The following is a 24,588-nucleotide window of genomic DNA, read 5'->3' as shown; positions in this document are numbered from 1 at the left end:
GCGCTCCCGGTCTGTTTAAGTTTTCGTCACGTGCCGGATGTCTGTATCCCGGCATTATTCTGACAATACAAAAATTCCACTTCTATCAAATCATACAACGCCTCGCGTTCGGGCAATCCAAGAGAAACCGCATAAGCATCCAGATCATCCGGGACATCCCGATTGAGGTGGGTTTCAAAATACCACACTACCATATTCAGACGGTTCGCACCCACATTTCGGTCGAATGGCGCGGTCATATCTGCCTTTTCCAGGGCGCGGTTCCTAAATTCCTCGTATCGTCCTGTGCGTCGTAGCTCGGACATCAGGATTTCGTCCAAACGATTACTGCGCGCGGAAATGGTCGCATCCAGACGTGCCGCATCTGTTAGCATCGCCTCATATTGCTCAAGATTCAGATCATTCGCTTTCAGCCACATCATCAGATCTGCTTGGCGCGGCAGATCGTGGTGGCTCCGATGGCGTGACATCTGGTGCAAGACGGCGTCGCGGTCGGGCGTCATATTGCGCCTGGTCGCTTCTTCCCGTGCCAACAAGGTCAACATCGCGCGCTCACGCAATGTCGAAAAAAGATCTGGGTTCAAACGAAGTTCGTTTGTGATCGCGGTATTTCCGGTGCCTTGGTCATCAATCCGTTCACGCAAAGCTTTCCAGACCAAAGTACGTTCCATAGGCTCCGGCGTTTCGTGGGGCAGGGCGGGGCTGGACAGGTGTTCCGACATAACCTGCAACATCGCTTTTGCGTCATCAGCCTTTGCATCCACCTCTCCAATGGGCAGCCAATCCCAAAAGGTACTTAAACTGTCGGCATTTGTCAGAGCATTGCTGATTTCCGTCCAAGTTCGCTGGCGATAATGAATTGACTTGGCCGTTGTCAGAACATCCGTCGTGTATTGTGCGCTCAGGATACCTGCGGCGACCGCCTGTGCGACGGTCGCACGCACGGAAACCATTGGCACACTCAAGGGTTGGAACCCAAGCTCAGCCGGGCTGTGAAGTACGGCAACTTCATCATCGTCTTGCAGAACACCGGAATAGTAGTCCTCGAATATCTGGCCCACGCCGATCATGCCAAAATCCGCAAGTTCCGACGCCCTGAGGGCACCCATACTGGCGCTGCCAAAGACCGGTATACCTTGTTCCATCGCCCATAGGATTTCTTTGTGCCAAACGGATGGCACACCTTCGAAATACCCATCAATAATACCGATCGCATCGGGGCGATCCTTGGTTACGCGATACACATCACCTTGCCGGACAGGCGGCAGAATACGAGCGTCCAAAACCTCAGAGATCGCCTCTGGTTTTATAGTCGGACCTGCAAAAATGATGACGCTCATGAACGTTCTTCCACAAGCATCCTGGCCCGCTGACCCGGGACATAATCGGGGTCGTCATGCGGAGCCTCTAACCCCGGAACTACGGCACGCACGACCGCGATATCATAGTCTTGTCGCGAAAGATCCAATACGACCACTTGCTGCAAACCAACAGCCTGCAACCTGTCCAAAAGCAGGTCGACATCTTCTTCGAAAGACCCGGTAGAAAATGTGGGACAATCGCCGAAATTTTCATCTGCAGGCGCGTTGGTAATCTGGTCTTGTATGTATCGGCACCGTTCGGTTTGCGCCTGCGTCGTGAATTCGGATGGATCAAGATCATCCCGCGCCCCGGATATATAGGTCAGACGCGTTTGTGCAGCTTCAGTTACGGCACGCAACAAAGCGATCGCCCGGTCAGGATGGCACCCGTCACCAATTCCGATATGACCCGTCTTTCCCGCAGCTTCGGTAATGACACAGCGAAAACTGGCAATCCCGATATCCGAAGTCGTGTTCCATATTCCGTAATCCAAGCCCGCCGCTTCGATCAACTGGATGGCCTGTTGGCAACGATCATCTTCGATTGTCCCCGGGTTTACACGCATCTCACCCGGCTTGTGATGCCACAGGGTCGTCGCATCGCGCTCAATCAGTTCACAGATGGCGTGGCAAGCGGCTTCGGCAGTGTTGTTGCCAGATGCCAAGCCATTAGTTGTTCTTGGAAATGCGCCCTGTCCACCATCGGGCGCGCCCGTATAGTCGGTGTCTACCATCTCCAACGGAACCCAACACTCTTGTTCGGCGCATAAGTCCCAGCCTTGCACCCACAACATGTTGCGGTTGGGTTCAAAACGTCCGCGGGTCACGCGCGGCAGAGAAGATACGTCAACTACATTCGCGTTCGTCACAAGATCGGTATAGCGGGCAAGGCGTTGCGGCAGGTGCACGCGTTCTGCGTGCCAGCTTTCTATAGCCTCCATCACCCCCGAGGTCCGCGCCGCGCTGAGTGACAGGCCTTTGCCAAGGGAAACCGCCACTGAGCGAGAGTTCGGTCGCGACACCATAACGGTCGGTAACCCAATACGGTCCAATCCGGTCAGATTGGCAATTCGGGTGATGCCCATTTCTTTTAGATAGGGTTTGACCAGCTTCAGAGTCTGCTCAGGATCACGCGCGCGGTGCGTATCAAGCACATATCGTTTTTGCGTATCAACTGACATGCGACTGACCTTAACCAAAAAAACGCGAACGCATTAAGAAAATCAGAAATCAATAGATTTCAGGATGGTGGATGTATTTCGCTGGGTCAACAGATCGAATGACATTTCCCGTCAAGGAACGGGTTAACAGGGTATCGCGATCAAGACCTGAGAATGCCAGGAGTCAGTCCTGAACCCACACAGTTGGTCGTTTGCATGAGTCATCCGGACGAAGCCTGATTATTTGGACCACCTCGGAATCCGCGTTTTTTCAGCGACATCTGTCCAGAGTTTATGGTTGCGAACATATTCCTGACTGGCATCCCGAGGCGGGTTGAAATCCCACGAAGTCAGGCGCCCATGGTTTATAGCGTCATAAACAGCCCGGCGTTGCTTTTGCGTTTTGATGACGTGCTGGCGGATTGTTTCACTATCCCACCTGTCTTGGGCTTCGGCTGTAAAGGTTGAAACCGTTTCGGCATAGGCCGGATCAGTTGCCAGGTTGTTCAGTTCTTCCGGGTCTTTGGAGATGTCAAAAAGGATCGGAGGGTCGATCTCGCAATAGATGAATTTGAATTCACCTCGCCGTATCATGAAGACCGGGTGAGATGTAAGCTCGGCACAATATTCGCCGATCGCCTCGTCAACGTCATCATGCCGTCCCTGAGCCGCCGGAAACAACGATCGCCCGTCAATAGGTTGGCCCAAAACAGGTTGCTCTGCACCATTGCTGCTGGCGATATCCAACATGGTCGGCAGGATATCCAGCAAAGAACAGTTGTTACGCACACGACCCTGCCGAACGCGCGGGCCAGACATGATCAAAGGCACCCGGGCCGAGCGTTCGAACCAATTCATTTTGGTCCAAAGACTTCTTTCACCCAACATTTCCCCATGATCGGCCGTCACGATGATCACGGTCTCATCCAACACGCCCGCTTCTTCCAGGGTTTTTACCAGCTCCCCGACCTTGCTGTCGAAATAGGAAACATTGGCATAGTAGGCATGCCGCGTGTTTCGCAGCTCTTCCTCGGTGGGCTCCACGATGCTGGCTTCAATTCCGTCCATAATACGCTGTGAAAAAGGGTCCTGTTGATCGCGGGTCATGGGGTTCAACGGCATGTCGATCTGCGCGTGATCATAAAGATCCCAGAATTCCTGGCGCGCGACATATGGATCATGTGGGTGGATGAAACTGGCCACCAGGCAAAACGGTGCATCCCCGTCACGCACATAGTCAAAGATCTGACGCCGCGCATAAAACCCGACCTCATCATCGTAATCATGCTGATAAGTCGTCGCGGCAATTCCCGCTTCGCGCACGACGTCCATATTGGCGTACCACGCATCGATCCGCTCATCCGGCAGCTCCCAATCCGGCGTCCAGGCAAAATCTGCAGGATAGATATCTGTGACGGGACGGTCTTCAAATCCGTGCAATTGATCTGGCCCGACAAAGTGCATCTTTCCGGCCAAACAGGTTCTGTACCCCATTGCCCGCAGGTAATGCGCAAATGTCGGAACCGAGGCGTGAAATTCGCTGGCGTTGTCGTAGGCCGCAATCCGCGTCACCAGTTGGCCGGACATGAAACTAAATCGCGATGGCGCGCATAGCGGAGAGTTACAGTAGGCTGATTCAAACAAGGTGCCGCTAGCGGCAAGAGCATCCATATGAGGCGTCTTAACCAGTGGGTGGCCGTAAGCACCCGTAAAATGCGGCGCCAATTGATCCGCCATGATCAGAACGATGTTTGGCCCTTGCTGCGTCATGAGTTATTCCTGAAATTGCTGGGTGTTTTTCTTATGATACCCTCCGCGCCAACTCTGTAAATATAGGCTTTCGCAATGTCTGATAGCTCTTTTTCCTATGGCAAAATTCATTCCCAACTGAGTGGACTATACGTCTTTATTGTCACTGCCCGGACCGGAAGTTTCACCGCCGCCGCCAAAGCTTTGGGTATGACGCAGCCTACGATCAGCCAGAAAACCTCATCTCTTGAGGGGGCGCTTGGCGTTTCATTGTTTCAGCGTCGAAACAAGGGCGTTGAACTGACCAGCAGTGGGCAACAGTTGTTTTCCTTTTGCGCTCCGCACATGCGCGAAATCGAGTCTAGGTTTCATTCTTTGCTGGAGCCCCCAAACAAGAACCGGGTGCGTCTGGCGACTGATTTCGCCTTTTCCACCTACTGGCTGTTGCCGCGCTTGGCGCGCTTGCAAGAGGATTTTCCGGGGCTCGATCTTCAGATCACGACTGCGCACTTCCCGGCGAACGTAAACCGCGGAGATTGGGATTTGATGGTTGAGTACAGCGATACAAGTATTGTGTCATCGAACCGCCAGGTCCTGTTTACTGAAGACGTTGCGGTCGTTTGTTCCCCCGCGTTTTATGCGAAAAACGGCCCGTTTGATACTTTGGACCAGCTACAATCAGCACCGCATATCTCAATGGCTATAGGTTCGGGTCCAGAGTTTTTCGATTGGCGCCTTTGGTACCAAGAAATGAACGCGCCCGCGCAAAAGCAACAAATCGGAATCAGCGTAGGTAACTATATGCTGGGGTGTCAGGCGTGCCTTGAAGGTAACGGGTTGTTCCTGTCACCACTGGAGTTTGTTTCGCAATATTTACAAAGCAACGACCTCGTGCAGGCTTATCCGGTTTCCGCTAAAAGCACACGCCCATATGTGATTGAACGCAAACCGGATACACAAGGCTTACAATTGGACGTTTTCAACTGGATATGTGGTGCTGCCAAAACCCCCTGAGTTTCCGTTTAAAGAACGAAAGTCTTAAGGATCGAGAATAACAATTAATTCTCTTGCGTATTTGCCGGAACGTATTCCGGTAGCTTGGACAGGGCAGATTTAAGCGCGTCGCCCCAGCCCTCTGAAATTGTTCGGAAATACTCATCATCTGCTTCAAACCTCGAGCGGGTGCCGGCCTCGAGGCTGTCTTCGGTATAAAGCAACAGATCGAGCGGTGCGCCCACGGACAAGTTCGCTTTGATGGTCGAGTCGAAACTAACCATCAACAGTTTCACAGTTTCGGCAAAGCTCATCTCCGGGTCATATGCGCGGACAAGGATTGGGCGGCCGTATTTTGTTTCTCCGATCTGGAAAAACGGGGTTTCAGCGCCTGCTTCTATGAAATTGCCTTCGGGGTAGATCAGGAACAGGCGCGATGGGCCGCCCTTGATCTGCCCGCCTAGAACAAGTGTCGCGTGAAAGGCGCTGTCGGCTTGCTGGCCTGATCTTGAATGCTGTTCGATCACGCTGTTCAGCGTTTCCGCCACCAACTGTGCAACCTGAAACATCGTGGGCGCTTCGAGGATCGAAGGGGATCGTTCCTCGGGCACTTTCGTGCGTTCTTCCAGCAGGCTGATCGTTGCCTGCGTGGTGGCCAGATTGCCCGCTGTGAGCAAGGTTAGCGATCTTTCACCCTCGACCGTCCAATTGAACATCTTGTTGAACGTCGAAACGTTGTCGACACCCGCGTTCGTACGTGTGTCAGACATAAAAACCAGCCCGCTTTTCAGGCGCATGCCCACAGCATAGGTCATTGAAGTCTCCGTTACTGCTGTGCGACCCGCAACTCTACCGACAATTGCTCGCCCGCTGCCCCAATTCTGTTTCCTATTACCGGGGCTGCTTGCGAATAGTCCAGACCGGTTGCAACACGAACATACCGGTCATCAGGGGAAATGCCGTTCGAGACGTCAAAGCCAACCCAACCGAGACTGTCCAGATGGACCTCGGCCCAGGCATGCGTTGCATCCTGCAGCTCTGTCTCATTCATCATCAAGTAGCCCGAGACATAGCGTGCAGGTAAACCAAGCTTGCGGGCACAGGTGATGAAGATATGAGCATGGTCCTGACAAACGCCGCGACCGGCCTCAATTGCGTCTTCTGCAGACCAATCGGGTTGCGAACTGCCGATCTCATAGCGCACGCAGTCCCGGATGGCTTTGGACAACGCATGCATTTGCTCCAGCGATTCACCATCGGGCAATGACCGGACCAGATCAGCCACGCCCTTGCCGGGTTTCGTTTGATCTGTGTCCCGTTTGAAAAGCCACAATGGAGTCGAACCTTCATGACGTCCCAATACACCATGCACATCGGTGATCTCGACAATACCCTCGGATATCAGCGACACACTTTGGGTGTTTACGTCAAAGCTGATCAGCTCGACCTTGTTCCGGTGATAGTCCTCATAGCTTAGCTCTTTGCGCCCACCGGTTACTTCGGTTGTCCAGCTTTCCACGTTTTGGTTGCGAAAGGACTTGGGCGTCTTTCGAAGTTGAAGCAAACCAAAAGGGACCGGAGCGTCGAAGTCGTATCGCGTTTGATGTTTGATATGCAATTTCATTGGTTACTCGTAAAACCTGTAGTCGACTTCGATCTGTCGACTCAAATCGCCAAGATCATTGAGGAATTCCTCAATGTACTCGTGCAAGCCAAAGTCGAAGATATCGGGGATCTGCTGTTCCAGGTACTTCTTATAAAGAAGGCTGGATGCCTCGCACGATGGGCCTGCAAAGCCGTAGTCTTTCTTAAGGTAAGACAGGTTTTCCTGAATCTTGCGACAACAGAAATGAAGGCTGCGGGGCATGCGCTGATCCAGGATCAGGAACTCAGCAATATCAGAGGGCGACGTCTTTTGACCGTGTGTCATCCGGTACCCGCCGCCGGCACCAACGGATCGCAAAATACTCTCCCACTGGATGTTATCCAACGAAGAGCCGACCGAGAACGCGGTAGGCAGCAGGACATAGTATTTGACGTCCAATATCCGTCCGGTGTTGTCGGCGCGCTCAATGAAATTGCCGATACGCATAAAGTCAAACATATCGTTCCGCAGCATGGTGCCTAAAACCGCACCACGGACCAAGGCGGTCTGTTGACGGATAAGCTCCAGCATGCCGGGCAAGTCGCGTTCGTTCACACGGCGTTTCATGGCCGAGTCCACCTGCATCCAGGTGCTGTTGACCGCGCTCCAGACATCATGGGTCAACGCAGTCCTTACAAGGCGGGCATTGTCCCGTGCCTGCTTGATGACCGACTTGATGGACGACGGGTTTTCGATATCCCGCAACACCCAGTCTACTGCGTTTTCCTTGGTGATTTCCCCGTATTTGGCGACATAGCCATCCAGAACACCGGCAGTTTTCAGCACTGATCCCCATTCCTCGACAGAATTGTGGGTGCGGGTCAGAGCCATCCTTTGTCCGGTCTCTAGCAGTCTTGCCGTGTTTTCCGCGCGTTCCAGATACCGGGACATCCAGAACAAGCCGCCCGCCGTTTTTCCCAGCATATCAGTCCTCCAGAACCCAAGTGTCTTTCGTCCCGCCACCTTGGCTGGAGTTCACGACCAATGATCCTTTCTTCAGCGCAACGCGCGTCAGACCGCCGGGTGTAATATTGACGCCCTCAGGGGACACCAGAACAAACGGCCTCAGGTCAACATGTCTGGGTGCCAGACCGGAACGTGCAAAAATGGGAACCGTCGACAAAGACAACGTCGGTTGCGCAATATAGTTCCCCGGTCGCGCCTTGAGCTTGTTGCGGAAAGAGGCCAGTTCCTTCTTGCTGGCTGCCGGGCCAATCAGCATGCCGTAACCACCCGAGCCGTGCACTTCTTTCACGACAAGCTCGGTCAGATTATCCAGAACGTAGGCCAGTGACTCCGGATCACTGCACCGCCATGTTGGTACATTCTTCAGAAGCGGTTTCTCGCCCGTATAGAACTCGACGATTTCGGGCATGTATGAGTAAACCGCTTTGTCATCAGCAATTCCGGTACCGGGTGCATTTGCGATGGTAATGCCCCCCGCCCGATAGACATCCAGGATACCTGGAACACCAAGCGCGCTATCTGGATTAAAGTTCAACGGATCTAAAAAGTCGTCATCAACGCGCCGGTACAATACATCAATGGGTCGATAACCCCGCGTTGTGCGCATGCAGACCCGCCCATCGACAACCCGCAGGTCATGGCCTTCGACCAGTTCTACTGCCATTTGATCCGCGAGAAATGCGTGCTCGTAATAGGCCGAGTTATAGATGCCCGGCGTCAGTATCGCGACTGTCGGCTCGCCCTCGGCGCAGCTGGGCGCGCAGGCCGCGAGCGAACGCCTCAGGTTCTTTGGATAGTCTGATACATTCCGCACATTTGTCGCGCTGAAAAGTTCGGGGAACATTTTCAGCATGGTTTCCCGATTTTCCAGCATGTAACTGACGCCAGACGGGGTGCGGGCATTGTCCTCCAATACGAAAAACTCGTCGGGTCCCGTACGCACCAGATCAATTCCTACGATGTGCGTATAGACCTGACCGGGCGGTGAAACGCCAAGCATCTGCGGCAGGAACGCTTCGTTCCCGGCGATCATCTCTGCTGGAACGCGCCCGGCTCGGACAATTTCCTGACGATGATAAATATCGTGCAAAAAGGCATTGATCGCGCGAACACGTTGTTCGATGCCACGCTCTAGCCGTTGCCATTCTCTGCCGGAAATAATGCGCGGGACGATATCAAAGGGGATCAACCGCTCTTCGGCCTCGGCCTTGCCGTATACGTTGAAGGTAATCCCGGTCAGTCTGAAAACTTCTTCGGCTTCTCGTTGTTTGGCCCTTAATCGCGCTGCGTCTTCCGCATTGAACCAACGGCCGATTTCTTCGTAAGGATCACGGAGTGATCCGTTGTCGCCAAACATCTCATCAAAATAGTCGCTCATGCCAAAATTTTTGGCGAACAGGCTTTAGTTTGCAAGAGGGCGTGACCGCGATCGCCAATCGTCTGCATAGATACGACTATTTTTAAGGCAAATTGGCACTAAGCCTTCGAATTGGGTTTTCGATTACGTGTTTTAGTTTGGGGCGCCAAGCTTAGTGTAATCCGAATTGGCGTGGTCTTTGATGATAGTTTGAACCTGCGATTCGTTGCGTTTGCCGATGGTTTACATAGCTATCTGTCGTCTATTGGTGTTGGAGATATGTCTTTTTGACAAGCCGTCTTACCCAACTTTGTTTGTATAACCCCCTACATTCCAGCGTTTGAGATCGCTTCGTCGCAGGCAAGGTGGTCGATCAATGCGCGCACTCGGGTTGTGAGGCGTCGGTTTTGGGGAAACAAGGCGATGACAACGTAAGAGGTCAGGCGGTGTTCGGCAAAAAGCTCCACCAACTCACCTGACCGAATTGCGTCGGCGACGGTGTAGGCGGGGCATCTTGCAATGGCGACGCCGGTTGTAGCCAGTCGCGCAGAAGCCGCCGGTGCGTTGGCCTGAATACGCCCGCGTACTTGAACGACTGTTTCGTGACCCTTCAGATCAAACTTCCATATCGCTGGATCGCTCATATTTCCGTCCAGAATGCATTCGTGCTCAGCCAGGTGTTTGGGATGGGTCGGCGCGCCAACGCGTTCCAGATAATCAGGCGACGCACAGACAACCAACGGCATACGTCCAAGTTGACGCGCCTTGAGAGAACTGTCGCGCAGAGGGCCTATGCGGATAGCAAGGTCCAGACCTTCTTCGATGATAGACACCCGACGGTCCGATAGGTTGAGGTCGATTTCCACTTCGGGATGTTTCATCGCAAATGCGGCCAGAGACGGGGCAAGCCGAAGGGTCCCAAAACCTGTGGGCGCTGATATCCGGATGACACCCCGTAAAGACGTCTGCGCGTTGCGAACCGTCTCTTCCATTTCATCGAACCCATCAAGCAACGGCTCGCACATCGCCAGATAGGTCGCGCCTGCATCGGTTAATGAGACGCTGCGTGTGGTCCTATTCAACAGTTGCACACCCAGTGCGTCCTCCAGATCGGCGACATATTTGCTGACCAGACGCGCCGACCGGCCCATCCGCTGGGCGGCCAGGGTGAAAGACGCGCTTTTTGCGACCAGAGCAAACGCGCGCATTCGGTCAATTTTATCCATGGCGATTGCGCCCTTTCAGGGCTTAATGATCCACTAAAAGTCGCAATTATCATTCGAAGGTGCAAGGGGTATCTGTGGCTGGAACCCACAATTTCCTTAGATGACAGGAGCCCCAGAATGGCTAACGCAGTACGTATCCACCATTTCCCAAAGTCCGGCCATGCGCATCGCGCGCTGGTCTTTGCCAAGCTGGCCGGGATCGATCATGAAGCCGTTTTTGTGGATTTGGCTGCAGGAGCGCATAAAACGCCTGAATTTCTGGCCCTGAACCCCAATGGGCAGGTACCGGTACTGGAGGATGGCGATGTGGTTGTGTCGGACTCCAATGCCATTCTGGTGTATCTAGCGCGGAAATATGCACCGGACTGGATGCCCGCCGACGCCGTTGGCGAAGCCGATGTGCAGCGGTGGCTCACTCTGGCTGCTGGCGAGATTGCATTTGGCTCGTGTGCTGCGCGCTTGATCACGGTTTTTGGCGCGCCTCTGAACCCGGACTTCGCTGCCGCGACCGCCGCCAAAGCGATGCAAAAGCTCGAGCAAGGATTGCAGGATCGCGAGTGGTTGGTCGGAGACCGCCCGACCATCGCAGACGTTGCCGCCTATTCCTATACGGCACACGCACCCGAGGGGAACGTCTCGCTTGAGCCCTATCCGAACGTCCGCGCGTGGATTGCAAGGTTTGAAGCCTTGGATGGGTTCGAGCCTATGCCAGCAACTGCCGCGGGTCTTGTCGCTTAATTTCTCTGGACCGGAAGGCGGGTTTTTCAGGCGGTAAGCTGAACTGAAAACTCCGCATTCCGGCCTTGAAACTCTATCAAAGGGAAATCTTGATGTCGGACGCAGTTACTCCTTTTCACAGCGGTGAACTGGCGGCGCAGCAACGTGCAGGTGTCGGTGACATCTCAAGTTGGGCTGCGTCCTACATTCGGGACTACATGCCTGATCAGCATCGCAAATTCTATCAGGATCAACCGTTTCTGGTCGCAGCATCTAGCGACGCCGAGGGCCGTGTCTGGGCGACAATCGTCGAAGGCCCAGACGGTTTCGTGCAGTCGCCCGATGCACGGACACTTAGCGTCAATACCTGGGTTGATCCGCAGGACCCGTTGGCGAAAAGTATAAGCAATGGTGCAGATATCGGTATGATCGGTATCGAACTGGCCACGCGACGGCGCAATCGTCTGAGTGGCAGGACACGACCAACCGATACCGGGTTTGCGATCGACATCCGTCAGTCTTTTGGAAATTGCCCGCAATACATCAACGAACGGGATTGGTGGCGCGTTGAACAAACAGAAGCCATCCAGGCGACAACGTCTTCACGTCTCGACGCGTCTCAGATCGCGCGCATTAGTGCGGCGGACACCCTGTTTATCGGATCAGGACGGCATGGCGCACAAAGGAATGGGTCCGATGGGTTTGATGCCTCACACAGGGGGGGTGAGCGCGGATTTGTTCAAGTCGTCAGCCCCAACAGGCTGCGCATCCCGGATTATTCCGGCAACAATTTCTTCAATACGATTGGGAACCTGCTGGAAGATCCGCGCATAGGGCTTCTGTTTGTCGACTTCGAGACCGGAGGGCTGACGCATTTGACCGGGCGAGCCCAGATAGAATGGGAACCGCGGGACGTTGATGATCCAAGCGTTCTGCGGATGATAGATGTTGAGATAGATACGGTGATAGACCGGCCCGGGGCGCTATCCCTTAGATGGACGGCAGAGCCTGCGGCGACGCAAAAACTGGTTGTGCTGGACAAAAAACCAGAGGCCGAAGGTATTGTGTCGTTTCACCTTAAGCCTGCCGATGGCAACTTGGTTTCGCCTTTCCAGGCGGGCCAGCATCTGCCTATCGCGCTTGATATTCCGGGTCATGATACCAAGGTGCGTCGATCATATTCTATTTCAGGCTCGATGGCTCAGGACCATTACCGCATCACGGTGAAAAGAGAACATCAGGGCATCGCGTCGCGTTTCCTGCATGATAATGTCGACATCGGCGATGAATTGGAGGCGAGGCCGCCAGCGGGTGATTTCCTGATCCCAACTGGTGAAGGCCCGCTGGTATTGGTGAGCGCGGGCGTTGGTCTGACACCCATGGTTGCCTTGTTGCACGAAGTCGCACGGCAAACCCCATCGCGCCCGGTGTGGTTTGTCCACGGGGCGCGAAATGGCCACTACCATGCGATGCGGGATGAAGTTGATCATCTGATCTCGACCATGCAATCTGCGCGACGGCAGGTCTATTACAGCAGGCCGGAAAGTACCGATCAGGAAGGCAAAGACTTCGATATGCAAGGTCGGATTTCCGCGGCGGACCTGCTGGACCTTGAGGTTGGCGTGGACGCTGATTTCATGTTGTGTGGCCCGATGGAGTTCGTCACCGATCTGAGATCCGGGTTAGAGGCCGCAGGCTTTGACAGGAACCAAATCCACTACGAAACCTTTGGCTAACACACAGCTGCTCGTTAGTTGCGCGCAGTCCATACGCCGTTTGGCTGAGTTGCCAAGAAGACGGTGAAAAATTTTTGAGTGATCGTTCAAAATAAGATTGAGCGATTACTCAAAAAATGATATTCAACCCGCAGTATACCTTAGTCCTGTCCAGAACTTCAGCCTTCTTCGCTGTCTTGGTCCCTCGTTGAAACAACGTGGGGAAACAGATGAATTGCGACTTGCATTTGAAGGCGAACGCCTTTCGGCGACGCTGCTTTGTCAGCGTCATCGTTTCGGGTTTGATCGAAGCTAATCAAACTCAAAACCCGAAGGAAAACTCATGGTTGGACGCTCAGGTTTACGAAAACGGGAGGAAAACTATGAAACTGAAGTCCAGCCATTCGCTTGCGCTGATAACGGCCGCAACGACTGCACTTGCCTCGCAGTCTATTGCTGAAACGACGTTCCACGTTCAATCAAGATATGCACCGCTGCAATTCACGGATGCCGCGCCGGGCGGGGCGCACCCAATCGGTGGGCCCGGAAACGCCTTTGTCTTGAAGGCGAATGAAATTCTGGAGCCTTTTGGGATCACTTTTCAGGTTCACGCCTCGGGCAAAGTCAATCCTTTTGACGAACACAATGTCAAACCGCAGCTAATCGACCGAAAGGCTATGGGTAACCTGTATAACGCAGTTGCGGCTGGGGCTGACGGGGGTGGTATCAACGCCGCTTTGGCCATTCCGGCGGAATCCGGTTTGGCGTTCGGTGAAATGTTGTCCGGCGGTTTGCCATTTGGCATGGCGCCTGACGAATACGCCTCGTTCCTGTTCTATGGTGGTGGCTTAGAGCTTCAGCAGCAGATCTACGACGAAACCTTCGACGGAAATGTCGTCACGATTCCGGTCGCGATCACGACCGCTCAGGGCCCTGGCTTTTTTCCCAATCCGTTGCCCGACCCGGATACAGATGCAAATCTCAGCAACGCAGACGCGCTGCTGAAAGTCTGTGAAACTCCTATGATCGTCCGCTGGCCTGACTCTGCTGCTGCGGTCATGACCGAAGCTTGCGCCAAGCTGGGCGTCACGACGCCGAACATTGGTCGTCAGACCCGGTGCGAGGATGCATCGGCGGTGTGTGATCCTGCAACAAACCCCGACAATCCAATTCAGTTCGAGCCCGAAGCCCTTACCTTTGGTGGTTTCGCTCCGGGTGTGATCCCGCACACCATGTTCCAGAACGGAAACATTGATGCGTTCGAGCTGAACATGCCCGCAGATGACATTCAGTTCCTGAAACTCATATCCGGGCAGCAGGGTAAAACTGACGCCGAAGCCAACCTTTCTGATGTCGGCCTGCCTTACAAATATTCCGGGTCGTGGCATCAGCCAACGCTGACGGTCGAGCTGGTGGTGAACAAGGACTTTTGGGAAAGTGTCCCAGCCCATGAACGCACATTGATCAAAGCCGTGGCAAAGGCAGCCATTCTTGATACGCAGGCAGAACGGCTCAGCATTCAAGGCAAGGCGATCGAACGTCTGGAACAGGCCGGAGTTAAGCACCTCACATGGCCCCAAGGCCTTTTGGATGAGCTGCGCGCCGCAATGCCGGATGCGTTAAACAAGGTGGCCGAAAAAGCCGAGGCAAACGGCGACACTTCAGTGCGCCGCTGGTTGGACGCCGCATGGGAATTCCAGAATAACAACGCCAAATACTTTGACTATGGCGACGTTAACCAAGGACAAGCCGGTTTTCCGACATCGGTGAATTAAACAGAACTGATCAACCACTCGACCTCCCAATCTGGGAGGTCGAAACTTAGGCTTTGCCGTGAGATAATACGCCATGCAATGCGACGCCGAATTCTGCGACGGATCGCGTTCCATCAGTCGGATGGCAGCAGCCCAGCATTTGAAAGACCAGTCTTATCAGGAGATCCGCTATGACTCGAATGACGGCCAAAGACTTCGACCAGGAATTGTTGGACCTTTATGATTTCTACGCCCATGGAAAAATTACCAAGCGAGAGTTTCTGGATCGCGCCGGAAAATTTGCGGTTGGCGGCGTGACGGCGGTCGCGCTGCTGAATATGCTCAGCCCGAACTATGCGATGGCGCAGCAGGTCTCGTTCAATGATCCTGACATCCACGCCGACTACATCACCTATCCTTCGCCAAATGGAACTGGCGACGTGCGGGGCTATCTTGTCCGACCGGCCGGGGTGGATGATCCATTGCCGGCAGTCCTTGTGATCCACGAAAACCGTGGACTTAACCCATATATCGAAGATGTGGCGCGCAGATTGGCCAAAGCTGGCTTTATGGCGTTGGCCCCTGACGGGCTGACATCAGTGGGCGGGTATCCCGGCAATGACGCGGACGGGCGCGAGTTGCAAAAGACGGTGGACCGGGTCGAGTTGATGAACGACTTCTTCAACGGTTTTGAATACTTGCTGAACCGTGAAGACAGCACTGGCAAGGTCGGCGCGGTCGGTTTCTGTTACGGCGGTGGCGTTGTAAGTGCGATTGCCGTGGCCTACCCGGAGCTGGCCGCAGGTGTACCTTTCTACGGACGGCAGCCAGCAGCCGAGGATGTTGCGAAAATCCAGGCTCCGCTGCTTATCCAAATGGGAGAGCTTGACGATCGCATCAACGCGGGTTGGCCAGCGTTCGAGGCCGCATTGCAGGCCAATGACAAAATCTACGAGGCTTACATCTACGAGAACGCCAATCACGGTTTCCACAATGACAGTACGCCACGTTATGATGAAGAGATGGCAAATCTGGCTTGGGATCGGACGATTGCCTGGTTCAACACCTATTTGAAATAGCGAATTAAGTTTAGCAAAAGTACCGCTTCTGTAACGGGTTATCGGCAAAAGCGGTGCGAACGCCGTACAGCCGGCTGATCAAAAGCCCGCAGCAGGCCTCAATCGTCGTTCTGTTGGCTGCTCAGAAACTCAACGAACCGCCGCGCGAGGCTTTGGCGTCGCGAGGTGCCCGACCATACGGCCTGGATCGCCAGTTCCGGCAGGGACCAGTCCGGCAAAAGATTGAGCAATCGCCCTGCACTCAGGTCTTCTGCGATCAGGCTGATAGGCAGATTGCCAAAGCCCACACCAGCAAGCGTTCCGGCTTTGGCCGCATGGATGCTTTGAACGCTGAGTTGGCTGACATCCAAGGTAATGGTCTGTATTTCGGACCCGCGGGATAGCGTGAACACATCCCCTCCACGCCCCATGGACACAAAAGGTATCCGCTCAAGGTCTTTGGGTGTGCTCACCGTGCCGTGGCGCAGCAGAAAATCGGGTGTCGCGACCAGAACATGTCGGACAGATCCAATCTTTTTGCGGGTCAGGCTTGAGGCAGGTAAATCCCCGATGCGTATGGCCAAATCGAAGGCCTCATCAACGATGTCCTTGACGTGGTCGGTGTATTCCAAGGTCAAGGCCGCGTTGGGATAGCGCAGGATGAACTCCATCACGCGGGCTTCAAGCCGGGGATCAGGCACAAAGGCGGGCAGGGCAATGCGTAAGGCACCGGCGATGTGATCTGATCCGGCCTCGATCCTTTCGACGGCCAGTTCAATCCCTTCCAACCCACGTTGCGCGACCTCGAACAGTTGCCGCCCGTTTTCGGATAGGGCCAGCTTTCGTGTGGTTCTGTGGACGAGGGTTTCGCCCAGCTCATCCTCAAGCCGCGAGATATGGTGGCTGATGACGGACGGCGTCACGCCTAACTGTTTGGCGGCTTTGACAAACGCGCCGGTTTGACCAACAGCGACGAAGGCAACAAGACTTTGGGCATAGCGATACATTCATTCATAATATCGAAGAAAGAAATAAGATAAAATGGGCTAATCGGTGAAATCCCACGCTGCTATATCCCGTACAGCACAAAACGGGAGATTACCGTATGACCATTTCATCGAAAACAACGCTAACGACCCCAAAGGCCAACGGATATGTGACGCAGCTTTGCAAGCATTTCGGGCATAAGATCAAAGTCGAACAAAGCGGTGACACAGTGGTGTTTCACTTTTCGGTCGGAATAGCGCGTGTGCAGGCTGAAGGTGATCGGTTGACCCTACACGCGCAGGGCGAGACCGCGCATCAGTTGCGCGAAGTTGAAACGATCATGGGTTCTCATCTAGAGCGCTTTGCCTTTCGTGAAGACTTGCGCGTGGTTTGGCCCGAAATCACAACAATTGAATAAAAAGGGATTGATGATGAAAGCTTTGACAACAACCGCCGCGCTTTTTCTGGCCACTGCCGCCTTGGCGCATGACGCACCGATCCATGAACATACTCAGATCGTTCCGATCCCGGCGTACACGCAAACCTATGGGGCGGCTTCGGGTGCTGCGGCACTTGAGGCGGCAGAGGCGTTTCTGGCGAGTACGGACGCCGCCACGCAGGCGCAGTTCATGTTCGATCTGGACAGCCCCAATCGGGCAAACTGGTCGAACCTGCCTGCGGGTATCGTAGACCGGACGGGTATTTCGGTTGGCGCATTGTCTGATGAACAGCGTGCCTTGCTGTTCGAATTCCTTGCAGCGTCTCTGGGCGAAGAAGGCTATCAAAGTGTGGCCGAGGTGATGGCGGCTGAGGCATTCCTGAGCACCGATAAAAGGGCCGAACGTCTGCAATGGGCGCCTGAGAATTACTGGCTGTCTTTCTTCGGCACACCCTCGGCGGATGCGCCTTGGGGCTGGCAGTTCGGTGGACACCATCTGGCGCTGAACATCTCGATCGAAGGCAACCGGGTTGAAACCATGTCGCCTACCTTTGTCGGCACCGAGCCTGCGGTCTTTACCATCAACGGCGTCAGCTATGAGGCGGTGCGCGACATGCACCTGTCCGGCTATGCGGTTTTCACCGCCCTGAACGCGGATCAGCAGGCGGCAGCGGATGCGGGCTCGATCCCCGAGGATGTTCTGACTGGCCCGGGGCAGGATGGCACTATCCCGCCGGTGATTGGCCTGTCGGCGGCAGAGATGACCGACGATCAAAAGGCACTGTTGCTGGTGGCGATCAACGAATGGGTCTCGATCCAGCCGGATGAAAACGCTGAACCCCGCATGGCGGAACTGGCGGCAGGGTTGGACGAAATCTCCTTCGCATGGACCGGCACGGATGAGGTCAACACCCCCACCTATATGCGCATTCAGGGCCCAACGCTGATTATAGAGATGCTCTCAACCGGCGGCAATGTCGGCGACAGCGCGCAAGGGGCAGGGCATTACCATACGATGTACCGCAACCCGGCAATGGAGTACGGGCAATAAGCGCCGAAGCAGCAAGCCACGCCTGACCCGTTGCGATTAAGGAGGGGATGAGGGATAGTGCCAAAATCTCCTAAATTCTGGCGGGTAAAGTTCTGACCGCCGCCATCCTTTTGCATGTTGCATGCACCCTGCGCCGGATGGTGGACCTTACCCCGGGTGCCCCCGCGACGGATCACGGGGGCGCTGCGGTTTTTTGCAGGCAACGGATGAAGGACTGTTATAGGCTCTGCACATGTCCAGTCCGGTATCCAGAAACGTTACCCTCAAACAGTTGCGCGCTTTTGTGCAGGTGGCTCGGTTGGGGTCGTTCAGTAAGGCGGCAGATGCGCTTGCCATCTCACAGCCTGCCCTGACCCTCAGCATTAAGCAGTTTGAGGAAAACGTTGAGGTTGATCTGCTGAAACGCACCACCCGGTCTGTGTCGCTGACACGTCAGGGGCAGGAATTTCTGGACAAGGCCGAGGCCATTCTGAACGATCTGGATGGGGCCATTTTGTCAGCCCGGTCCAGCGCCAGAAAACAACGCAATCGGGTGCGGATCGCCACGCTGCCGTCGGTGGCCATCCGGATCCTGCCGCAGATGATCCGGGATTACGCGAGCATCGCGCCTGACGTGAGTATTCACATTCAGGATGACAACGGGCGTGGGGTCGAAGCACAGGTTCAGAACGGAACAGCGGATTTCGGGATCGTCAATAGCTGGTCGGGTTCCGACGCGTTGGAATATACGCCTTTTATCCGCGACCGGATGGGCTTGATCTGCCGGGCGGACCACCCATTAGCGCGGCGTAAGGATCAACTGACTTGGGCAGATCTCAGCGATCAATCCTTTGTCGGAATGGCGTCCGACACCGGGATCAGCCGTCTGACGGATGGCGTGACCGGGCTGCCGGACTCGGTGACTGAACCCGATTTCAATGTGCTGACCATCGCGGCGCTGGTGGGGATTGTCGAGCAGGGCGGGGCGGTGTCTGCGCTGCCTGCTTTGGCGTCACCGGATTATCTGAATCCGTCCTTGGTGTATCGAACGCTTGCGGCACCCGATTTGTATCGCGATCTGTGCCTTGTCAGCGCGACGGCGCGCCCTTTGTCCGAGGCGGCGCAAGGTGTCCTGAGGCATCTTCAGGCGCAGTCTCATAAGATTTCAGCACAGTTCCCGAACAACACGGTGCAGGCCGGGCAAGATTTATAAAGCAAACTTATAAATCACGAAAAACTTCAAATTTTACTTAGAACCTGAGTCCGGCCAAACATTCCCTCAACGCAATTCAGACGTAGGAGGGTCAAAATGCTTGCTGCTATTTCCGACAGAATGCGCCCCGAGGCCGAGGTCATGGACCTTGCCCGGCTTGGGTCGCTGCATTCATCGACGCTCAGCTTTATGCGCTCATTGGTGCGCCGGATCATGAAAGAGGAATGGTCCATCGACCGCCAGCGCTTTGATCTGGACAATGATGGGTATGGCACCGCGATTTATCGCATTGAGACGCCCAATGACGTGTTCAGCTTTGTGCTGTTTTCGAACTACCTGTCTGACGAAGACCGCAATGACCGCGTGATCGCCACCAGCTGGGATCTGACCATGGCGCTGTGCGAGGGTGAGGTGGACGACATCTGGCTGGAAGACATGCGCCGCAACGTACCCAAGCAAGAGGCCGGTCGCGTCGACGCCCGCGTTTTCAGCCTGTCGCGCGCCAACCGCAGCTCGCGCCTGTTCAGCTATGTGTTGGATGAACTGTGCGCAGGCCGCCAGCCCGATGCCGAGCGGATTGCCGATGTGGGCTATCTCTATCGCACCACCGCCGTTTACGGCAGCGGCAAGCTGGGCATGGCCGACTGGAACAAGGTGCGGGTCAAATTCGCCGACTTCAACCGCCCCTTCGCGCCCGAAATGTTCATCTGCTACATGCTGCGTCAGTTCAGCCTGGATCAGGTGGATTACATCGCCAAAGCCCGCGCGCCCGAAACCGCCGTCGCGTTGGATGACCGGCTGAAACGGTTCTTTGGCATCGGCAACTCGACCGGTCTGGGCATGGCCCCCTATCTGGTCAACCACGGCGAACTGCTGAGCCAGTGGATCGAAATGCGCGAAACCGCGCTGGCGCAGGTTTTGCACAAGGCAACGCCCACCGATTGGCGGATCAAGCTGTTCCACGACCTGATCGACCGGGCCGAGCAGCACTTTGCCGAAAGCCGCACAGGGGATGAGGAACAGATCGAACGCCACCGCATTCTGATCGCGGAACTGGCCGAGGTGCGCGACTGGCTGTCTGCCCAAGGCGATGCGCTGGAAACATGGTCGGTTCTGTCCGAGCACGCCCGCGACGCCTGGAGCCTTGAGACGCAGGAGCTGATCCACGCGCTGTGTTTGGAAATCCACCCCGAACTGGTGAACGATCTGGAAGACAGCTTTGCCGTCATCCCCAATCCGGTGATTGACCCGGACATGACCACCGCTGGGCTGCGCGCCCTGATCGAAGATCGCTATGACTGGGCGCTGGACATCGACTTTTCCAAGCCCGAGCATTCGGACGCGTTCTGGTATCGCTCGGAAGAAAAGCTGGAGCCGCGTCTGGGCTTTGCCGGTGCAGATCCCGGGGTGGAAAAGCAGATGCCGCTGCCCATCGGTCGTCGTGTCCGCGCGTGCTATGACGTGCTGCTGGAAGACCTTGAGGAACACCCCGACAGCGATGTCATCCACTTCCTGCTACGGCGTCCCGCGCTGAAAAGCATTGTTCGCCGCATCCAGACCATGAGCAAACACAAATATGCCGAGATTCGCGCCAACCTTGCGGACCGGAACGTGCGGCCCATGGATCTGCTGCGCTGCAAGCTGGCCTTTTTTGGCGTCAGCAAGTTCGACCCGCGCTCAAAGCTGTGGGTGCGCAACACGATGTATCAGGGCGCGCCGCTGATCGACGACATCGGCCACACCTATGAAAGCTGGTTCCTGCCGCTGAAACCGCAGATCGAGGAGGCTGCAGCATGAAGGTATCCCGCAACGAAATGATCGCCGCCCTGTCCCGCGCCTATGAAGGCGCCGGGCACGAGATCGGAGATTATGAAGACGCAGCCCAATTGGTCGCATGGTCGCAAATGGCAGGTCTGGGCGGGTTCGACCGCGTGGCTCTGCCGCCGCTGGCCCCCAAGGGCGGCGCGACCCCGCGGCTGGTGTTCGAAAATGACGACATCGCCGTTCTGGATGCTGGCGGGGCGGATGTCTGCGAACATGGCTCATTGGCCGCGTACCTGATGCATTCGAAGGCCAACAAGACCGGCTTTGCGATCATCGAACTGGCCAATTGCCGCTATCCGGGGCTGATCCTGCGTAGCCTGTCGCTGGTCGCGCAACAGGGCGTCTATATCTCAGCCTATTGGAAGGATCAGGCCGGGTCGCACGGGGCCAGCTTTGAAAGCGGCGCGATCTTCCCGCATTACTGGCGGGTCGACAAGGCCGATGACAGCAAGGAGATTTCGACCATCACGATCATCTGCACCAACCAGCCCACGCTGCTGGCGGATGCGGTCACGCGTCAGGTCGAGCACCCTGAGTTGCAGCGCCATGAAATCTCGGCCGCGCAATTCGCTGCCAACTACAATCACGCGCTGGAGCAGGGGATCGAGGTCGATCCCGATCACTGGGATGCCCTGAACGCAGCGGCTTGGCCGATCTTGGTGCCGACCGATGAACACTCGCGCGCGGGTGCGGGGCCGGGCTGAGGCGATTTCGATAACACCCTGAACGGGCGCACTGCGCCCGTTTTCTATGTCAGGATATAGTCCACGGGTTTATGCGCGGGCAGGGTCGGTTGCCCCAGCGTTTCAAGGATTGTGTTGTCACAGACCCGGCAAATCGCATCCAATGGCAGGCCATTGTCGTTTGAGGTAAACGGATCCTCCAACTCGCGCGTCACCGCCTGCAACCCAAAGAACACATAAGCCACAACGGCCATGATCGCGGGGGCAAACAACCCGCCCGAATGGGCCAGCGCAAAGGGCAGGAAGGCGCAATAGACATAGGTCGTGCGGCGCACCAGCAGGGAATAGACAAAGGGCACCGGGGTGGTCTTGATCCGCTCATTTCCCGCCTGCTGCGCGGCCAGATCGGACAGGCGGTTTGACAGGGACAGCCGCCCCATCGGGTCAACCTTGCCCTCGGCGTCCAGTGCGTTCAGGTTGCGCGCGGCCATGTTCAGCCAATAGGCGGGCGGGTTCGTGGATCGCGATGTCGTGCCTTGAACCTGAGCATAGGTCGGATCGTCGGTTGTGGCGACCATGCGCAGACAGGCTTTGTGCGCGTGAAAGAATCGGGCGATCGGGTACAGGATACGCTGTCGATCCTCATCCGATCCCAGATGGATCAGGCATTCTTGCGACGCGGCGCGCACGCTGGCGACGATGCCACCCCACAGCTTGCGCGCCTCCCACCAGCGGTCAAAGACGACGGTGTTGCGAAAGGCCAAGAATAGCGTCAGCGCGACGCCAAACACGCTCATGGACGAGATCGATGGCCTGGGCAATTGATCGGTTTGAAACGAAACAAGGTCGATCACCGCCGCCCACAGGGCAAACAACAGGATCTTGATGTAGATCTTGCTGAGGATCGATCCGCGCAGCACAAAGAACAACTGCATCGCCGAGGGTTGAGTGCGTACGATCATGGTTTGGATTACCTTGGTTGTGGTCCAGAGGGGCCCGCTGGGAATCTGTTTTCCTGGCTGTGTGCTCGATATTAAATAATGCTTATCGCATCAACCAATAAATTAAATACTATTGAATTATAGGGCGAGCGACACTAGTGTCCGCGCCATGACCCAGACAACGAAAACAATCGGCACGACGTGCTACCGCTATCTCGGCAATGACGGGCTGGAAACGGTCCAGTTCGGCGATGAAACCTTCCTGCGTGTCTCGCCTCAGGCAGTTAGCGCCCTAACAGCAACCGCATTTGCGGATGTCTCGCATCTGCTGCGCCCAAGTCATCTGTCACAACTGCGCGATATTCTGGATGATACTGATGCCTCGGCCAATGATCACTATGTGGCTTTGGAGTTGTTGAAGAACGCGGTGATTTCGGCAGAACGCGAGTTTCCCAGCTGTCAGGACACCGGCACGGCCATCATTCACGGCGCAAAGGGTCAGAACGTTTTGGTGCAGGGTGATCTGCACAAAGCGGTCGAGCAAGGGGTGAAAGACACGTGGGAGACGCGGAACCTGCGGTTTTCTCAGATGGCCCCGCTGAGCATGTACCGGGAACAGAATACCGGCACCAACCTGCCCGCGCAGATCGACATCGAGGCGCGCAGCGGAGACGCGCTGGATTTCCTGTTCATGGCCAAGGGTGGCGGGTCGGCGAACAAGACATTCCTCTATCAGGAAACCCGACGTCTGTTGGAATCCGAACGCATTCTGGCCTTTTTCGACGAAAAAATCCGCACGTTGGGCACGACGGCTTGCCCACCTTACCACCTCGCCATTGTGATTGGCGGCTTGTCGGCTGAGCAGTGTTTGAAAACCGTCAAGAAAGCCTCGGCCAAGGAATTGGACGACCTGCCCACAACCGGCAGCGCCGATGGCCGCGCGTTCCGCGATCTGGAACTTGAGGCGCAGATACTGGAACTGACGCGCAACATGTCGCTGGGCGCGCAGTTCGGCGGCAAGTATTTCTGCCATGATGTGCGGGTGATCCGCCTTCCGCGGCACGGCGGCAGCCTTCCTGTCGGTATGGGTGTTAGCTGTTCGGCGGATCGTCAGGTCAAAGGGCGCATCGACCGGGATGGCATCTGGGTCGAACAGTTGGAACATGACCCGGCCCGGTTCTTACCGACACGCGAGGTTGCAGCGAAGTCCGCGACCCGGATCAATCTGGATCAGCCTATGGACGATATCTGCGCGGAACTGTCCAAACTTTCGGTTTCAAGCCCCGTTCTGCTGTCCGGCACCATGATCGTGGCGCGTGATCTGGTGCATGCGGAACTGGCCCGGATGGTTGCCGAGGGCAAGGACCTGCCGGACTACATCCACAACCACCCGGTCTATTACGCAGGTCCGGCCAAGACGCCCGACGGCTATGCCTCGGGCTCGTTCGGGCCGACCACTGCCGCGCGGATGGACCCGTATGTGCCCGAATTGCAGGCTCTGGGGGCGTCGCGCGTGATGATCGCCAAGGGCAACAGGGCACCATCCGTCGTTCAAAGCTGCAAGGACCATGGCGGGTTCTTTCTGGGCTCGGTCGGGGGGGCTGCGGCGGTTCTGGGCAAGGATGTCATCAAAAGCATCGAAACGCTGGATTTCCCTGACTTTGGAATGGAGGCCGTGTTCCGCATAAAAGTCGTGGATTTCCCGGCATTTGTGATTATTGACGACAAGGGAGAAGACTTTTTTACCCGCAAACCCGCTTTCTAGGCGAC

General features: G+C 55.7%; 21 protein-coding genes. 11 read left to right on the top strand and 10 right to left on the bottom strand.

Annotated features, from left to right (window positions below; genetic code table 11):
- Positions 1-26 precede the first annotated feature (26 nt).
- The 3 genes from ACR0DG_RS18160 to betC all read right to left on the bottom strand — a co-directional run bounded on the left by ACR0DG_RS18160 (position 27) and on the right by betC (position 4,291).
- A complete protein-coding gene (locus ACR0DG_RS18160) occupies positions 27-1,340 on the bottom strand; it encodes a TfuA-like protein (protein ID WP_480699777.1) in 1,314 nt (437 codons plus the stop codon).
- Positions 1,337-2,542 (bottom strand): YcaO-like family protein, encoded by a 1,206-nt coding sequence (locus ACR0DG_RS18155; protein ID WP_480699776.1) that lies wholly within the window; start codon positions 2,540-2,542, stop codon positions 1,337-1,339. The genes ACR0DG_RS18160 and ACR0DG_RS18155 overlap by 4 nt, the downstream gene beginning before the upstream one ends.
- A gap of 219 nt (positions 2,543-2,761) precedes the next feature.
- On the bottom strand, positions 2,762-4,291 hold the full coding sequence (betC, locus tag ACR0DG_RS18150) for a choline-sulfatase (RefSeq protein WP_480699775.1): 1,530 nt from the start codon (positions 4,289-4,291) through the stop codon (positions 2,762-2,764).
- A 75-nt stretch (positions 4,292-4,366) separates the two neighbouring features.
- Between betC and ACR0DG_RS18145 the strand changes: the two genes are divergently transcribed.
- Positions 4,367-5,284: a LysR substrate-binding domain-containing protein gene (locus ACR0DG_RS18145; protein ID WP_480699774.1), complete on the top strand. Its 918-nt coding sequence runs from the start codon at positions 4,367-4,369 to the stop codon at positions 5,282-5,284.
- 44 nt (positions 5,285-5,328) lie between these two features.
- Here ACR0DG_RS18145 and ACR0DG_RS18140 read toward each other — a convergent pair whose 3' ends face one another.
- The 5 genes from ACR0DG_RS18140 to ACR0DG_RS18120 all read right to left on the bottom strand — a co-directional run bounded on the left by ACR0DG_RS18140 (position 5,329) and on the right by ACR0DG_RS18120 (position 10,457).
- Positions 5,329-6,078 carry a proteasome-type protease gene (locus tag ACR0DG_RS18140; protein ID WP_480699773.1) on the bottom strand — a complete coding sequence of 250 codons (750 nt, stop codon included), beginning with the start codon at positions 6,076-6,078 and terminating at the stop codon, positions 5,329-5,331.
- An 11-nt stretch (positions 6,079-6,089) separates the two neighbouring features.
- Positions 6,090-6,887 carry a transglutaminase family protein gene (locus tag ACR0DG_RS18135; RefSeq protein WP_480699772.1) on the bottom strand — a complete coding sequence of 266 codons (798 nt, stop codon included), beginning with the start codon at positions 6,885-6,887 and terminating at the stop codon, positions 6,090-6,092.
- 3 nt (positions 6,888-6,890) lie between these two features.
- On the bottom strand, positions 6,891-7,832 hold the full coding sequence (locus tag ACR0DG_RS18130) for an alpha-E domain-containing protein (protein WP_480699771.1): 942 nt from the start codon (positions 7,830-7,832) through the stop codon (positions 6,891-6,893).
- Position 7,833: 1 nt separating this feature from the next.
- Positions 7,834-9,252, bottom strand: coding sequence for a circularly permuted type 2 ATP-grasp protein (locus ACR0DG_RS18125; protein WP_480699770.1), 1,419 nt, complete (start codon positions 9,250-9,252; stop codon positions 7,834-7,836).
- A 305-nt stretch (positions 9,253-9,557) separates the two neighbouring features.
- A complete protein-coding gene (locus ACR0DG_RS18120) occupies positions 9,558-10,457 on the bottom strand; it encodes a LysR family transcriptional regulator (RefSeq protein WP_480699769.1) in 900 nt (299 codons plus the stop codon).
- A gap of 117 nt (positions 10,458-10,574) precedes the next feature.
- Here ACR0DG_RS18120 and ACR0DG_RS18115 point away from each other — a divergent pair, with 117 nt between their 5' ends.
- From ACR0DG_RS18115 to yghX, 4 genes are all read left to right on the top strand, one after another.
- Positions 10,575-11,195 (top strand): glutathione S-transferase family protein, encoded by a 621-nt coding sequence (locus tag ACR0DG_RS18115; RefSeq protein WP_480699768.1) that lies wholly within the window; start codon positions 10,575-10,577, stop codon positions 11,193-11,195.
- Positions 11,196-11,287: 92 nt separating this feature from the next.
- Complete coding sequence (locus ACR0DG_RS18110; protein WP_480699767.1) at positions 11,288-12,910, top strand: FAD-binding oxidoreductase; 1,623 nt, start codon at positions 11,288-11,290, stop codon at positions 12,908-12,910.
- Positions 12,911-13,272: 362 nt separating this feature from the next.
- Entirely contained in the window at positions 13,273-14,664 is a 1,392-nt protein-coding gene (locus ACR0DG_RS18105; RefSeq protein ID WP_480699766.1) for a hypothetical protein, read from the top strand.
- A 170-nt stretch (positions 14,665-14,834) separates the two neighbouring features.
- Positions 14,835-15,722 (top strand): YghX family hydrolase, encoded by an 888-nt coding sequence (yghX, locus tag ACR0DG_RS18100; RefSeq protein WP_480699765.1) that lies wholly within the window; start codon positions 14,835-14,837, stop codon positions 15,720-15,722.
- 98 nt (positions 15,723-15,820) lie between these two features.
- On the opposite strand, the gene ACR0DG_RS18095 is transcribed toward yghX, so the two are convergent.
- Complete coding sequence (locus tag ACR0DG_RS18095) at positions 15,821-16,708, bottom strand: LysR family transcriptional regulator (RefSeq protein WP_480699764.1); 888 nt, start codon at positions 16,706-16,708, stop codon at positions 15,821-15,823.
- Positions 16,709-16,806: 98 nt separating this feature from the next.
- Between ACR0DG_RS18095 and ACR0DG_RS18090 the strand changes: the two genes are divergently transcribed.
- From ACR0DG_RS18090 to ACR0DG_RS18070, 5 genes are all read left to right on the top strand, one after another.
- Positions 16,807-17,106, top strand: coding sequence for a DUF2218 domain-containing protein (locus ACR0DG_RS18090; RefSeq protein WP_480699763.1), 300 nt, complete (start codon positions 16,807-16,809; stop codon positions 17,104-17,106).
- 13 nt (positions 17,107-17,119) lie between these two features.
- Positions 17,120-18,178: a DUF3500 domain-containing protein gene (locus tag ACR0DG_RS18085; protein WP_480707253.1), complete on the top strand. Its 1,059-nt coding sequence runs from the start codon at positions 17,120-17,122 to the stop codon at positions 18,176-18,178.
- A 232-nt stretch (positions 18,179-18,410) separates the two neighbouring features.
- Positions 18,411-19,370, top strand: a complete 960-nt coding sequence (locus ACR0DG_RS18080) for a LysR family transcriptional regulator (protein WP_480699761.1) — start codon at positions 18,411-18,413, stop codon at positions 19,368-19,370.
- Between the two features lie 96 nt (positions 19,371-19,466).
- Positions 19,467-21,167 carry a hypothetical protein gene (locus ACR0DG_RS18075; protein ID WP_480699760.1) on the top strand — a complete coding sequence of 567 codons (1,701 nt, stop codon included), beginning with the start codon at positions 19,467-19,469 and terminating at the stop codon, positions 21,165-21,167.
- Positions 21,164-21,898, top strand: a complete 735-nt coding sequence (locus tag ACR0DG_RS18070) for a DUF3726 domain-containing protein (RefSeq protein WP_480699759.1) — start codon at positions 21,164-21,166, stop codon at positions 21,896-21,898. The genes ACR0DG_RS18075 and ACR0DG_RS18070 overlap by 4 nt, the downstream gene beginning before the upstream one ends.
- 44 nt (positions 21,899-21,942) lie before the next feature.
- Here ACR0DG_RS18070 and ACR0DG_RS18065 read toward each other — a convergent pair whose 3' ends face one another.
- On the bottom strand, positions 21,943-22,839 hold the full coding sequence (locus ACR0DG_RS18065) for a bestrophin family protein (RefSeq protein ID WP_480699758.1): 897 nt from the start codon (positions 22,837-22,839) through the stop codon (positions 21,943-21,945).
- Between the two features lie 148 nt (positions 22,840-22,987).
- Between ACR0DG_RS18065 and ACR0DG_RS18060 the strand changes: the two genes are divergently transcribed.
- A complete protein-coding gene (locus tag ACR0DG_RS18060; RefSeq protein WP_480699757.1) occupies positions 22,988-24,583 on the top strand; it encodes a FumA C-terminus/TtdB family hydratase beta subunit in 1,596 nt (531 codons plus the stop codon).
- Positions 24,584-24,588: the final 5 nt, after the last annotated feature.

Source organism: Ruegeria sp. BG8 (genome assembly GCF_056538325.1).
Note: the sequence above shows the minus strand (reverse complement) of the source record. Positions and strands in the feature narration are given on the sequence as shown.